This window comes from Paractinoplanes rishiriensis (genome assembly GCF_016862375.1).
GTDB lineage: Bacteria > Actinomycetota > Actinomycetes > Mycobacteriales > Micromonosporaceae > Actinoplanes > Actinoplanes rishiriensis.
Map to the genome: position 1 here is coordinate 710,336 of NZ_BOMV01000007.1, position 12,454 is coordinate 722,789.

Here is a 12,454-nt window from a genome sequence, read left to right on the forward strand (position 1 = left end):
GGTCCCGCAAGTCACCCGGAAGGTAGCGCATCCCGCTGGCAGGCCGGACACCAGTACAGGTTGCGCCCGGCCAGCGGGCCGCGCGCGACTTCGGTGCCGCACACCAGGCAGGGCTGGCCCGGCCGCCGGTACACGTACACCTCACCGCCGTGCCGGTCCACCCGCGGCGCCCGCCGCATCGCCTCCGGCGTGTGCTCGGTGTGCACGGTGTCGATCCGGCCACGGACGACACCCTCCTTCATCAGCGCGCGCAGGTCGGCCCACAACTCGTCCCACTGCTCGACGCCGATCAGCCGCCCCGGCGTGGTCGGCGCCAGCCCCGCGCGGAACAGCACCTCGTTCGCGTAGATGAGCCCGCACCCGGCCACGATCGACTGGTCCATCAGCAGCGCGAAGACCGGCTTGGTGCTGGTGCGCACCCGACCGTACGCGACCAGCGGCTCGGCGTCGTCGCGCAACGGGTCGGCACCCAGCCGGTCCCGGAGCCGCTGCGCCTGCACCGGGTCGAACACCTCACACGCGGTCGGGCCGCGCAGGTCGAGCCAGTGCGTGTCGCTGAGCAGCCGCATCCGCACCTGCCCGACGGGCTCCGGCTCGGGCCGCTCCCCGTCGCTGAACTTTCCGTAAAGTCCGAGGTGGACATGCACACTGAGCGCACCGTCATAGTGGTGCAGCAGGTGTTTCCCGTACGCCTCGGTGTCCCGCAACAGCCGCCCGCCGACCAGCCCGGCCCCGGCCGCAAACCGCCCCTGCGGGCTCTCGGCCACGAGGCGCCGCCCCGCGAACAGCTCTCGATGCCGCGCCGCAAGCCGGTGAATGGTGTGTCCCTCGGGCATGGGAGGCAACGATAGTCAGTACTCGCCTCGACGCTCGCCGATCGGGTGACCGTGCCACGATGGGCCCATGGTCAACGGTCCGGTGGCGTTCGTGCTCGGTGGTGGCGGGGTGCTCGGTGCCGTCGAGGTGGGGATGCTGCGGGCGCTGTTCCGGGCCGGGTTCAAGCCGGATCTGGTGGTCGGTACGTCGATCGGGGCGGTCAACGGTGCACTGGTGGCGGCCGACCCCAGTGAGGCGGTCACCGAGCGGCTGGTGCGGCTCTGGACGTCACCCGAGGCGGCGAGCGTGTACGGCGACTCGATCGGGCGGCAGGTGCGGCGGTTCGCGGCGCGGACCCACCTGCATTCGCCCCGGCCGCTGCGCCGGCTGCTCGAGGGCGAGTTGGGCGAGCAGACCTCGTTCGCCGACCTGAAAGTTCCGTTCCGGTGCTGCGCCGCCAGCATCGAGCGGGCCGCCGAGCACTGGTTCGACAGTGGGCCGCTGGTCGACGCCGTGCTCGCCTCGTCGGCGGTGCCCGGACTGCTGCCGCCGATGGAGATCTCCGGCGAGCACTATGTGGACGGTGGCATCGTCAATTCGATTCCGATCGGTGAAGCGGTGCGAATCGGTGCCAGACTGATCTTCGTGCTCCAGGTGGGGCGGATCGAGCGCCCGCTCACCGTGCCCCGCCGGCCGTGGGAGGTGGCCCAGGTGGCGTTCGAGATCGCCCGCAGACACCGGTTCGCCCGGGAGGTTGCCTCGCTCCCGGACGATTGTCGTGTGCATGTGCTTCCGACCGGCGGCGGTGAAGGCCGCGACGACAGCCCCTGGGCATACCGGGACATGGCCGCGGTGGGCCGGCGGATCAGCCGGGCCTACACCGCCTCCCGGCGCTATCTGGCCGCCAACGTGCATCCGCTGCCGGGCGGCCACTGATGCCGCCCATCTGGGTCCGCCGGCTGGTCATCGCGCCCGCCGTGGTGCTGCTCGCCGTCCTGCTGGTCACCACGCTGCCGATCTGGCTGCTGCTGGCGCTGGCCGCGTCGCCGCTGGTCTCCGGCCATCTGCGGGTGCCCCGGCTGGTCTTCCTCGCGATCGTCTACCTGGTCTGGGACGCCGCCGCGCTGATCGCGCTGGCCGTGCTCTGGGTGGCGTCCGGGTTCGGCTGGCGGATCCGTACGCCCGCCTTCCAGCGGGCCCACTACGTGCTCACCGGCCGGTTCCTGCGGGTGCTGTTCTGGCTGGCCCGCTGGTCGCTGCACCTGACCGTGGACGTGGTGGGCACCGACCCGGACACCGGCATGCCGGGCCGTCCGGAGATCGTGGTGAGCCGGCACGCCGGGCCGGGCGACTCCTTCATCCTGATCCACAGCCTGGTCAACTGGTTCGAACGCGAGCCGCGGATCGTGCTCAAGGCCGCCCTTCAGTGGGACCCGGCGGTGGACGTACTCCTCAACCGCCTGCCGAACCGCTTCATCTCGCCCGGCCGCACCGGCACCGACACGCTCGAGGGCGAGATCGGCGACCTGGCCACCGGTCTCGACCACAACGACGCGTTCGTGATCTTCCCGGAGGGCGGCAACTTCACCCCGCGCCGGCGGACCCGGGCGATCGCCCGGCTGCGCGCCCGGGGCCTGGCCGACATGGCCGAACGCGCGGAGGGCCTGCGCAACCTGCTGCCGCCGAAACCGGCCGGGCTGTCCGCGGCGATCGACGCGGCCCCGGACGCGGGGGTGATCTTCGTGGCGCACACCGGCCTCGACCGGATGCTCACGGTCGGCGACGTGTGGCGGGAACTGCCGATGGACAAGCAGCTGATCATGCGGTTCTGGAGCGTTCCGCCCGAGGAGATCCCGGCCGGCGAGGAGGAGCGGGTGGCCTGGCTCTACGACTGGTGGGCCCGGATCGACGCCTGGATCGAGGAACACCGGCCGGCCGCCCATCCGTTGAGCACGGACTGGACGGCCCGCCGGTCGTCGGTCCAGGGCAGGCCCTAGGAGCCGAGCGAGTTGTAGAAGCTGTCCGGAGCCTCGGTGATTTCGGAGGCGGCCGGCTTGGTGACGGTCACCGGCGCGCCGTAGTCGGTGTAGAGGACCTCGATCGCGTCGCCCTGCGGCACCGTGACGGTGAGCGCCGACAGCCGGCCCTGCGCGTCCAGGCCCGCGGTGAACGGCACCTTCGAGGCGGCCGCGCCGTACCCGTCGATCGTCACCTGGCTCAGGCCGGCCAGGCCGACCGCCTTGGTCAGGTCGATCGAGCCGGCGTAGCTGTTGCCGCCGGTCTGGTGCACGTCGGTGGCCGAACCGAGCAGGTTGGCGGTGTTCACCGGGTCGATCTGGCCGGGGCGCAGGCCGACGTTGGCGCCCTCGGGCAGCCGGGACACGTCGACGTGGGTCCAGGTGCCGGCCTTGGTGATGCCCGGCACCTGTGCGTAGAGGTCCTGACCGAGCAGCAGCGTCTTGATGTTGACCTCGGCGTTCGGCCCGGTAGCGGTGAGCTGGGCGGTGCCGTTGCCGTTCGGCGGGTCGACCTCGCCGGTCAGCTTGAAGCCCGCACCGGCGGTCGCAGTGATCTTGAAGCTGGTGGTGCCCAGCTGTGCCGTCGCCCGGGAGAGCGCCTCGACCGCCGCCGGGTCGGCCGCGGCCGAACTTGCCGAGCCGGCCGGCGCCGGCGCGGTGGCCGCCGGGGTGACGACGGCTCCGCTCTCGCAGCCGGCCAGCGCGAGCGCGCCGGTGGCCATGGTCGCTATCGCCAGGCCGGCGAGCCGTGGTGTCCGCATGTCCGTCCTCCCTGCCATCGGCGTCCCGGGTGACGCCGGCTGACCGACTTCAATTCCCGGTGGCTCCGGCGGGCAAACGGACACCTCGGGACACGGCGGGCCGGCGTACCGACCCGACGCCACCGGTGCCGGTGCGGACGCGGCATGATGACCGGAGGCATAACACCAGGAGGATCCGTGAGATTCGAGGTCAGTAAGGTCCTCGACGCCATCGAGGCCCGGCTCACCACCGACCCGGCGCTGGCTCGCGCGGTGGTCGACCTGTCCGAGATCGTGCGCTACGCCGACCTCGACGGCGGCCGGCCGGCCAGCTCGGTGCGGCTCGGCCTGGTCGTCGACGCGCTCAGCCGGTACCTGACCGAGGAGAACGTGCCGGTCTACGTGGTCGCCCAGCGGGGCCTGCTCTCCGACACCGACCTCACCTCGAACGAGCGGATGGTGATCCGGCGCTGGGCCGACGACGGCAAGGTCGAGGTGGTGCCCCAGCTGGACGACCGGATCTACGAGGTGGCCGAGCTGCTCGGGCTGCCGGTGCTCACCCGCACCCGCGGCGAGCAGTTCCGCAGCCGCCGCCCCTGGGTGGACGAGCCGGGCCGGCTGCTGGCCGCGATCGCCGGCGACGGCGGCCAGCCGGTGCTGGTCTCCCGGGTGGGCCGGGGCGACCCGGCCAAGCAGATCGAGCGCACCCCGACCGGCGAGCGGCTGCTGACCCGGGTGTGGAGCTGCCCCGAATCCAACTGCACGAGCTTCGGCTCCGGCGGCGACCCGGACAGCCCGTTCGCCGACATGCGCACGTTCACCAGCCCGGTGGCCCAGCCGCCGCCGGCCCTGCGGGCCGGCGCGCCCAGCTGCCCGCGGCACGGCGCCAAGCTGCGCGACGCCGGTCCGCGCCCGGCGGTCGAGGTGCTGTCGGTACGCATCGACGGCGTGGTCCGGCAGCGCTTCGTGGTCTCCACCGAGGAACCGGTGGTGGTCGGCCGGGCTCCCGAGGGCGGCAAGGGCATCATGCTGGGCCAGTGGCTCACCGAGGACGCCCGTAAGTGGATCAGCCGCGGCCACGTGAAGCTCATCCTGCGCGAGGACGGCAGCCTGCTGGCCCAGGACGTCAGCACCAACGGCACCGGCATCCGGCCGGGCGGCTCCGAGGACGACGACGAGCGCGTCACGCTCAACCGCAACGAGAGCCGGCCGCTGGCCGCGAACGACGTGGTGGAGTTGTACGGCGGGGTGAACGTGGGCCGGTCCAAGCTGTGGGCCACCGGCGGCCTCACTCAGCCCGGCTCGGTGATGGGTGAGGCTCCGACGATGGCCCTCCGGAAGTTCAACCGGTAACGAAGTTCAACCGGTGGCTATGGCCGCAGGATCGCCGCCAGCTGGATCAGGGCGTGGTCCAGCTCGTCCGCGGTGACCACCAGCGGCGGGGCCAGCCGGATGGTGGAGCCGTGGGTGTCCTTGGCCAGCACGCCCCGGTCGGCCAGGCGCTCGCACGCCTCGCGGCCGCTCATCAGGGCCGGGTCGATGTCGATGCCGGCCCACAAGCCGCGCCCGCGCACCGCGACCAGGCCCTGGCCGACCAGCGCGGTGAGCCCGTCGTGCAGCCGCTCGCCCAGCCGGGCCGAGCGGCGCTGGTACTCGCCGGTGGCCAGCAGCCGGACCACCTCGGTGCCGACCGCGCAGGCCAGCGGGTTGCCGCCGAACGTCGAGCCGTGCTCGCCGGGACGCAGCACGCCCAGCACGGCCCGGTCCGCCGCGACCGCCGACACCGGCACGATGCCGCCGCCCAGCGCCTTGCCGAGCACGTACATGTCGGGCACCACGCCCTCGTGCTCGATGGCGAAGGTGCGGCCGGTGCGGCCCAGCCCGGACTGGATCTCGTCGGCCACGAACAGCACGTTGTGGTCGTCGCAGAGCGCCCGCACCCCGGCGAAGTAGCCCTCCGGCGGCACCAGCACGCCGGCCTCGCCCTGGATCGGTTCCATCAGCACTGCCACCGTGTTCGGCGTGATCGCGTCGGCGAGCGCCGCCAGGTCGCCATAGGGCACAACCACAAAACCAGGGGTGTACGGGCCGAAGTCGGCACGCGCGTCGGGGTCGGTGGAGAAGCTGACGATCGTGGTGGTACGCCCGTGGAAGTTGTCGGCCGCCACGACGATCTCCGCGCGTTCGGCCTCCACGCCTTTGACCTGGTAACCCCACTTGCGGGTCACCTTGATCGCGGTCTCCACCGCCTCGGCGCCGGTGTTCATCGGCAGCACCAGGTCTTTGCCGCAGAGCTCGGCGAGCTCGCGGCAGAACGTCGCGAACTGGTCGTGCACGAACGCCCGGCTGGTCAGGGTCACCCGGTCGAGCTGGGCGTGCGCCGCGGCGATCAGGCCCGGGTGCCGGTGGCCGAAGTTCAGCGCCGAGTAGCCGGCCAGGAAGTCCAGGTAGCGGCGGCCGTCGATGTCGACCACCCAGGAGCCCTCGCCCTCGGCGATCACCACCGGCAGCGGGTGGTAGTTGTGCGCGGTCCACCGCTCGGCGTCCGCGAGCGCTCCGGACGTGCGCATGTCGACGCTGGTCATGGTCGTACCTCCAACGTGCAGCACTTGGGTCCCCCGCCGGCCTTGCGGAGCTCGGAGACGTCGACCCCGACGGTCTGGTAGCCGGCCTCGCGCAGTGCGGCGGCCAGATGGGTGGCCTGCACCGGCAGCACCACGGTACGGCCGTCGCTGACCGCGTTGAGGCCTAACACCGCAGCGTCCGCCCGATCGGCGAGGACGGCGTGCGGATACAGCTGGCGGAGCACCGCCTGCGAGCCCGGCGAGAACGCCTCGGGCAGGTACGCGACGTTGGTGTCGTCCAGCACGCAGAGCGCGGTGTCCAGGTGGTAGTACGCCGGATCGACCAGCTGGAGCGTGATCACCGGCCGCTGGAGCGCCTCCTGGGTCTCGGCGTGCGCGGCGTGCGCGGTGCGGAACCCGGTGCCGGCCAGCATGATGTCACCGGCCAGCAGCAGGTCGCCCTCGCCCTCGTTGGTGTGCTTGGGCATGCTCACCGGGTAACCCCGCTCGGTGAACCAGGCGGCGTACGCCGGGGCCTCGTCGGCCCGCTCGGCGTCGCGGAACTGCACCCCCAGCACCCGGCCGTCGACCATGGTGGCGCCGTTCGCGGCGAAGACCATGTCGGGCAGTCCGGGCAGCGGCTCGATCAGCTCGACGGTGTGGCCCAGGTCGAGGTAGGTCTGCCGGAGCGTCTCCCACTGGGAGATGGCGAGCGCGTTGTCGTAGGGAGCCGTGGGATCCATCCACGGGTTGATCCGGTACGTGACCGCGAAATGGGTGGGGCGGCACATCAAATATCGGCGCGGCGTCGCGGAGAACGTCATGCCAGCAACGCTAGGCGCGGCTTCCGCAAGCACCCATGGTTCAACCGTGCGCGCCGCGTTCGATCCTTGCGTTGTCTGCGCAGGTCACGGCGATTCGTTGCACACGACCGTCCGGGGGTGGCTCGACGCTGAGCCACCCCCGGACGAGGTCATGCGATCCGGCGCACCGCCGGAGAGTTTCGGGGCGGGACAACCCTGGAGCCGCCCCGGTTCCGTTTTGTGTCCGGCGCATCGCCGGGCACGAATACGATCTACCCTCAGAAACGGTCCACAAACTGTGTATCAAGCCACTCACGCAGGTTGTTTACCGGCTGCACGTCGGTGCCGAGCCAGTACAGCGAACCGGTCAGCGCGAGCACGCCCAGCACGATGGCGCCGAGCGAGACGACCATGCCGATCAGGGCGTCGGACTTGCCGGCCACGTGCCGCTTGCCGGTGGCGTGGATGCCGCTCAGCGACAGGATCAGCGCCACCACGGCCACCCCGATGCCGTAGCCGAGCAGCGGCCCGGACAGCACCAGCAGGATCGAGACGACGGCCAGGATCAGGCCGAGGGTCGCGAGCAGGCTGGCCCGCGGCTTGGGCCCGGCGGCGGCCGGGGTGCGATCGGTGACCACGGTCTTGCCAGAGTCGGCCCGGCCGGTGTCCGTCTTGTCGGTATCGGCCACCGCGCGGGGCGGCGGGGGCGGCAGTGGCCGCTCGGTCGCCGTGGGCGCCGGGCGGACCTCGGTGGTGTCGTCGCGGTCGTGCCTCGGGCGCACGGGCGCGGTGTTGGTCGCCGTGGCGGTGCCCGTGGCCGGGCGTTCCGCCTCCGCGGTTGCGGGCTCGGTCTGGCGGGAGAACGTCGGGATTCTCACGTCAGCACCTCCTTGACGATTGGGGGATGCCACCGGCTATACCCCGATCGCCCGCCCCGCACACAACGGGGCACACGGCCGACGCCGGGTGCCCCGAGAGCGGGAGGTCGAAACCGGATCAGCCCGGCAGCGCCGGCACGTCGCTGACCCGGTGGATGACGTGGTCGACGATGCCGTACTCGCGGGCCTGCTCGGCGGTGAACCAGCGGTCCCGGTCGGCGTCCCGCTCAATCTCCTCGGCGGTGTGCCCGGTGTGGTAGGCGATCCGCTCGTTCATCACGTGCTTGACGTGCAGCATGCTCTCGGCCTGGATCGCGATGTCGGCCGCGGTGCCGCCGATGCCGCCGGACAGCTGGTGCATCATCACCCGGGCGTGCGGCAGCGCATACCGCTTGCCGGGCGCGCCGGCGCAGAGCAGGAACTGCCCCATCGAGGCGGCCATCCCGAGCGCGATGGTGGCCACGTCGTTCTTGATGTACTGCATCGTGTCGTACACCGCCATGCCGGCGCTGATCGAGCCGCCCGGCGAGTTGATGTAGAGGGCGATGTCCCGTTGGCTGTCGTTCGACGCCAGCAGCAGCATCTGGGCACAGATCCGGTTGGTGACCTCGTCGTTCACCTCACTGCCGAGAAAGATGATGCGTTCCCGCAGCAGCCGCTCGAAGACCTGGTCGTCGAACGAGGCACCGTTGCTGCGCATCGTCAGCTCATCAACACTCATGTCCCCAGCTTTCCTCAGACCCACCCGCCGAGCTTAGCGATTCCCCTGTGGGCGAATCAGCTGTGGGCATAACCGCTCGTTGCGAAGGTGACCGCCGTGGCGGTGAAGGCGAGCTAGCCAGTGATGGTGTCCACCGTGAACCGCCCGCTGCCGTCGCCCGCGCCGTGGAGCTCAAGGCCGTGGAAAGTTTCCACCTCGTCGGGGGTCCCACGACGCGGCTAACGGGCTCACGCCGTCCTGCTCGTCCTGGGCGGAACAACCCACGCACCGACGATCGCATGGCACCCACCCTAGGTACGGATCTGCCCGGAACGGCCCGGCCGTGACATCATCGCGCGGTGAATCTCCCGCGCCGCGCGGTCCTGAGCACCGGACTCGCCGCCACCGCCGCCCTGCTCACCGGCTGCAACCGCGGCTCGGCCACGGACGCGGCGCCCACCTGGGCCGAGCCGGTCACCACCGGGCAGCCGCTGGACGCGCCGAGCGGCGCCGCCCGGTCGGTGCAGCCGTCCGCGCCGGGTTCGGCGGGTGCCGGTCCGGCCTCGGCCGCCGCGGCGCCGGCGGGCAATGCGCCGTACGCCGTCAAGCTCCAGAGCACGCTGACCAAGTATCTGAAGCCGACCGGCGACAACCCCAGACATCCGGGGTACGCGGGCGCGGTCGCGCTGGTGCTTCAGGACGGCGAGACGCAGTTCAGCGCCGCGGTCGGGCACGCGCTGCGGTACCAAGCTGGTCCGGTCGACCTGCCGGCCGCCAAGCGCGTCGCCATGCGGACCAACTCGATCTTCGACCTGGCCTCGATCACCAAGGTGTACACCACCATCCTCACGCTCCAGCTGCTCGACCAGGGCAAGATCGAGCTCGGCGCGCCGGTGCAGCGGTACCTGCCCGACTTCACCGGCACCGGCAAAGGCAAGATCACCGTCGAGATGCTGCTGGCGCACACCAGCGCGCTGCCGGTCGGCGCCAAGGTCACCGGACTCGCCAGCAACACCGCGCGCTGGCAGTCCGTGTTGAGCACCAAGCTGATCAGCGGCGGCGTGCCGGGCACCACGTTCCGCTACTCGAGCGTCGGTCTCATGGTGCTCGGCCGGCTGGTCGAAAAGCTCACCGGCAAGACGCTCGACAAGGCGCTGCGGGACAACATCACCACCCCGCTCGGGCTCAAGGACACCGGCTTCCAGCCGCTCAACTGGGTCGGTGACAAGCAGCGCCTGGTGGCCACCGACGCGCGCACCTCACGCGGTCTGCTGCGCGGCACCGTGCACGACGACGTCTGCAACGTCCTCGGCGGCGTGGCCGGCCACGCCGGCGTCTTCGCCAGCGCGGCCGACGTCGCGGTGGTCGGCCAGATGCTGCTCAACGGCGGCACCTACAACGGCCGGCGGATCCTTTCCGCGGCCACGGTCAACAAGATGCTGACCAACGTCAACAAGGGCAAGCCGGCCATCGACTCCGAGCGGCCGGGCCGCTCGGCCGACCACGGCCTGGGTGTCGAGATGAACCAGTCCTGGTTCATGGGCCGGCTGGCGGCTGCCACCAGCTTCGGGCACACCGGGTTCAGCGGTACGTCGTTGCTGGTCGTACCGTCCCGGCGGCAGGTCGTGGTGCTGCTCACCAACCGGGCCCACCCGAACTGGTCCTGGTCCGATCCCGACACCCACCGCAAGGCCGTGCACAACGTCATCGCGGCCGGCTGAGCGGCGTCACGGCAGCGACTTCAGGTACCTCCCGTTGGTGTTCTGGAACTCCCAGCCGTAGAACCGGTCCCAGTTGATGCTCCACGTCATCAGCCCGCGGAAGTTCGGGTTGGTGCCGCCGCGCAGCGTGTACGAACCGCAGTTGCTGCCGTTGACCAGGCAGCCGACCGCCTGCTGCACCGCCGCCGGCGCCACGTGGCCGTTGCCGGCGCTGACCGAGCTGGGCGCGCCGAACGCGACCTGGTCCTCGCGCAGTGCCGGGAAGACGTTCGCGGTGTTGCCGGCCACCGGGAAGCCGGCCAGCAGCATGTCGGTCATCGCGATGTGGAAGTCGGCGCCGCCCATCGAGTGGTACTGGTTGTCCAGCCCCATGATCGAACCCGAGTTGTAGTCCTGCACGTGCAGGACCGTGAGGATGTCGCGCAGCGCGTGGATCACCGGCAGGTACGAGCCGGCCCGCGGGTCCTGGCCGCCCCACGGCCCGGAACCGTAGTACTGGTAACCCAGTTGGACGAAGAACGTCTCGGGCGCCATGGTCAGCACGAAGTTCGCGCCGTACCGGGCCTTGAGGCTGCGGACCGCGCTGATCAGGTTGACGATCACCGGGGTGGTCGGGTTCTTGAAGTCGGTGTCGCCGGTGTTCAGCGACAGCGAATGGCCCTCGAAGTCGATGTCGACGCCGTCCAGGCCGTACTTGTCGATGATGGCGCTCACCGAGCGGACGAACGCGTCCCGGGCCGCCGTTGTCGTCAGCTGCACCTGGCCGTTCGCGCCGCCGATGGACAGCAGCACCTTCTTGCCGGCCGCGCGCTTGGCCCGGATCGCGGCGATGAACTGGGCCTCGGTCTCCACCCCGGGGCACTCGGCCGCCGGGCATAGCGCGAACCGGATGTCGCCCGAGGTGGCCGTGGTCGGCTCGCCGAAGGCCAGGTTGACGATGTCCCAGTCGGCCGGCACGTCGGCCATCCGCAGATAGCCGGAGCCGTTGGCGAAGCTGGCGTGCAGGTAGCCGATCAGGGCCCGCTTGGGAATCCCGCTGACCGGCGGCTGGCTGGTCGGCGGCGTGGTGGGAGCCGTTGTCGGCGGTGTGGTGGGCGGCGTCGTCGGGGGTGTGGTCGGCGGCGTTGTCGGTGGTGTGGTGGGTGTCGTGCCGCCCTCGCAGGCGCCCTTGTCGGCCCACACGTCCCACTGGCCGCTGTGCGTGGCCGGTGACTCGTTCTGGGTCCACCACTTGGCGGTGTAGTTGCGGCCGTTCTGCGAGGCCGAGTTGCCGCCCACGTAGACGGCGGTGGCACTCCAGGCCGGTGCGCAGGCCACGGCCGCACCCGCCGAGGAGGCAACGTAGACAGTCGAACCGGCGGCGGCCAGGACCGCGGCCACGGCGAAGATCATCGATCGGCGCATGGCCAATTATTAGGACTGTTAACTGCAGTTGTAAAGAGTCCTAACTGTCGGCCGTCCACTCGGCCCGGTCGAGGTAGCCGTCGCCGTCGTCGTCGTACATCCGCTTCTCGAAGAAGCCGTCGTGGTTCTTGTCGTAGACGGCGAAGTCGACCCGGTTGTCGAGGTCAGTGTCATGTCCGACAAAGTCGGCCTTACCGTCCCGGTTGAGGTCGACGTGGATCTCGGCGCCGCCCTTGCCGTCCCCGCGGTAGGTCGCCTTGTCGAGAGTGCCGTCGCCGTCCGCGTCCACCCGGTTGCGGTAGCCCGCCGGCGGCATCATGGCGGCCACGTCGCGCACCGCGCCGGCCACCTCCTCGCCGGTCGACGGCGCGTCGCCCATCCGGGTCACCGGGGGCAGCCCGTCGAGGTCGGGCCGGTCGCCCATGCCGCTGTGTGCCGTGCCGCCGGCGCGACCGCCCGCCGGCTCACCGGTCAGCGCGCGCGCCGCCCGGTCGGCCGCCATGCCGGCGGCCGTGCCGAACTCCGACCACATGCCGAGGTCGTCGCCGTCCTGTTGGGTCATGCCTAGACGGTACGGCGCTCAGTCCAATTCCGGCATCGCCACCGGGTGTGGTCGTGGCCGGCAGGTGCCGCACTGCACCGCGTCGTCCACCACCAGCGCCTCGGCCCGCTGCCGGGTCTCCGACCGGTTGACCTGCAACAGGTACGGCCCGAAGCGGGCGTGCTCGGCGCACACCCCGCGGCCGCAGAACCGGCACGTGGCACGCGCCGGGTCGTCGCAGAACCAGCATCGCATGGACTCTCCCCTCG

13 protein-coding genes are annotated in these 12,454 nt (G+C 71.2%); 4 read left to right on the forward strand and 9 right to left on the reverse strand.

The features are described from left to right. Positions 1-11 precede the first annotated feature (11 nt). Positions 12-836 (reverse strand): Fpg/Nei family DNA glycosylase, encoded by an 825-nt coding sequence (locus Ari01nite_RS07180; protein WP_203780237.1) that lies wholly within the window; start codon positions 834-836, stop codon positions 12-14. Positions 837-903: 67 nt separating this feature from the next. Between Ari01nite_RS07180 and Ari01nite_RS07185 the strand changes: the two genes are divergently transcribed. Both Ari01nite_RS07185 and Ari01nite_RS07190 read left to right on the forward strand, forming a co-directional pair. Next, positions 904-1,752, forward strand: a complete 849-nt coding sequence (locus Ari01nite_RS07185) for a patatin-like phospholipase family protein (RefSeq protein WP_203780238.1) — start codon at positions 904-906, stop codon at positions 1,750-1,752. Then, positions 1,752-2,813, forward strand: coding sequence for a 1-acyl-sn-glycerol-3-phosphate acyltransferase (locus tag Ari01nite_RS07190; protein WP_203780239.1), 1,062 nt, complete (start codon positions 1,752-1,754; stop codon positions 2,811-2,813). The genes Ari01nite_RS07185 and Ari01nite_RS07190 overlap by 1 nt, the downstream gene beginning before the upstream one ends. On the opposite strand, the gene Ari01nite_RS07195 is transcribed toward Ari01nite_RS07190, so the two are convergent. Next, positions 2,810-3,595 carry a hypothetical protein gene (locus tag Ari01nite_RS07195; protein ID WP_203780240.1) on the reverse strand — a complete coding sequence of 262 codons (786 nt, stop codon included), beginning with the start codon at positions 3,593-3,595 and terminating at the stop codon, positions 2,810-2,812. The genes Ari01nite_RS07190 and Ari01nite_RS07195 overlap by 4 nt on opposite strands. 177 nt (positions 3,596-3,772) lie before the next feature. Here Ari01nite_RS07195 and Ari01nite_RS07200 point away from each other — a divergent pair, with 177 nt between their 5' ends. Next, a complete protein-coding gene (locus Ari01nite_RS07200; RefSeq protein WP_203780241.1) occupies positions 3,773-4,927 on the forward strand; it encodes an FHA domain-containing protein in 1,155 nt (384 codons plus the stop codon). Positions 4,928-4,944: 17 nt separating this feature from the next. Here Ari01nite_RS07200 and rocD read toward each other — a convergent pair whose 3' ends face one another. The 4 genes from rocD to Ari01nite_RS07220 all read right to left on the reverse strand — a co-directional run bounded on the left by rocD (position 4,945) and on the right by Ari01nite_RS07220 (position 8,540). Continuing rightward, the gene (gene rocD / locus Ari01nite_RS07205; protein WP_203780242.1) at positions 4,945-6,159 is read right to left on the reverse strand and encodes an ornithine--oxo-acid transaminase; all 1,215 of its coding nucleotides are present in this window, start codon (positions 6,157-6,159) and stop codon (positions 4,945-4,947) included. Next, positions 6,156-6,962: a dimethylargininase gene (gene ddaH, locus Ari01nite_RS07210; RefSeq protein ID WP_203780243.1), complete on the reverse strand. Its 807-nt coding sequence runs from the start codon at positions 6,960-6,962 to the stop codon at positions 6,156-6,158. The genes rocD and ddaH overlap by 4 nt, the downstream gene beginning before the upstream one ends. 257 nt (positions 6,963-7,219) lie before the next feature. Further along, entirely contained in the window at positions 7,220-7,819 is a 600-nt protein-coding gene (locus tag Ari01nite_RS07215; RefSeq protein ID WP_203780244.1) for a hypothetical protein, read from the reverse strand. Positions 7,820-7,937: 118 nt separating this feature from the next. Continuing rightward, the gene (locus tag Ari01nite_RS07220; protein WP_203780245.1) at positions 7,938-8,540 is read right to left on the reverse strand and encodes an ATP-dependent Clp protease proteolytic subunit; all 603 of its coding nucleotides are present in this window, start codon (positions 8,538-8,540) and stop codon (positions 7,938-7,940) included. 338 nt (positions 8,541-8,878) lie between these two features. Here Ari01nite_RS07220 and Ari01nite_RS07225 point away from each other — a divergent pair, with 338 nt between their 5' ends. Further along, complete coding sequence (locus Ari01nite_RS07225) at positions 8,879-10,240, forward strand: serine hydrolase domain-containing protein (protein ID WP_203780246.1); 1,362 nt, start codon at positions 8,879-8,881, stop codon at positions 10,238-10,240. Between the two features lie 6 nt (positions 10,241-10,246). On the opposite strand, the gene Ari01nite_RS07230 is transcribed toward Ari01nite_RS07225, so the two are convergent. The 3 genes from Ari01nite_RS07230 to Ari01nite_RS07240 are packed head-to-tail and all read right to left on the reverse strand — an operon-like array spanning position 10,247 to position 12,440. Then, complete coding sequence (locus Ari01nite_RS07230; RefSeq protein WP_438872150.1) at positions 10,247-11,632, reverse strand: chitinase; 1,386 nt, start codon at positions 11,630-11,632, stop codon at positions 10,247-10,249. Positions 11,633-11,684: 52 nt separating this feature from the next. Continuing rightward, positions 11,685-12,206 (reverse strand): hypothetical protein, encoded by a 522-nt coding sequence (locus Ari01nite_RS07235; RefSeq protein ID WP_203780248.1) that lies wholly within the window; start codon positions 12,204-12,206, stop codon positions 11,685-11,687. Between the two features lie 18 nt (positions 12,207-12,224). Next, the gene (locus Ari01nite_RS07240) at positions 12,225-12,440 is read right to left on the reverse strand and encodes a hypothetical protein (RefSeq protein ID WP_203780249.1); all 216 of its coding nucleotides are present in this window, start codon (positions 12,438-12,440) and stop codon (positions 12,225-12,227) included. Positions 12,441-12,454: the final 14 nt, after the last annotated feature.

Bases quoted from the DNA above. Each gene is read 5' to 3' on its own strand.
- Ari01nite_RS07180 (WP_203780237.1), bottom strand. From the start codon at position 836: ATGCCCGAGGGACACACCATTCACCGGCTTGCGGCGCGGCATCGAGAG.
- Ari01nite_RS07185 (WP_203780238.1), top strand. From the start codon at position 904: ATGGTCAACGGTCCGGTGGCGTTCGTGCTCGGTGGTGGCGGGGTGCTC.
- Ari01nite_RS07190 (WP_203780239.1), top strand. From the start codon at position 1,752: ATGCCGCCCATCTGGGTCCGCCGGCTGGTCATCGCGCCCGCCGTGGTG.
- Ari01nite_RS07195 (WP_203780240.1), bottom strand. From the start codon at position 3,595: ATGCGGACACCACGGCTCGCCGGCCTGGCGATAGCGACCATGGCCACC.
- rocD (WP_203780242.1), bottom strand. From the start codon at position 6,159: ATGACCAGCGTCGACATGCGCACGTCCGGAGCGCTCGCGGACGCCGAG.
- ddaH (WP_203780243.1), bottom strand. From the start codon at position 6,962: ATGACGTTCTCCGCGACGCCGCGCCGATATTTGATGTGCCGCCCCACC.
- Ari01nite_RS07220 (WP_203780245.1), bottom strand. From the start codon at position 8,540: ATGAGTGTTGATGAGCTGACGATGCGCAGCAACGGTGCCTCGTTCGAC.
- Ari01nite_RS07230 (WP_438872150.1), bottom strand. From the start codon at position 11,632: ATGATCTTCGCCGTGGCCGCGGTCCTGGCCGCCGCCGGTTCGACTGTC.
- Ari01nite_RS07235 (WP_203780248.1), bottom strand. From the start codon at position 12,206: ATGACCCAACAGGACGGCGACGACCTCGGCATGTGGTCGGAGTTCGGC.
- Ari01nite_RS07240 (WP_203780249.1), bottom strand. From the start codon at position 12,440: ATGCGATGCTGGTTCTGCGACGACCCGGCGCGTGCCACGTGCCGGTTC.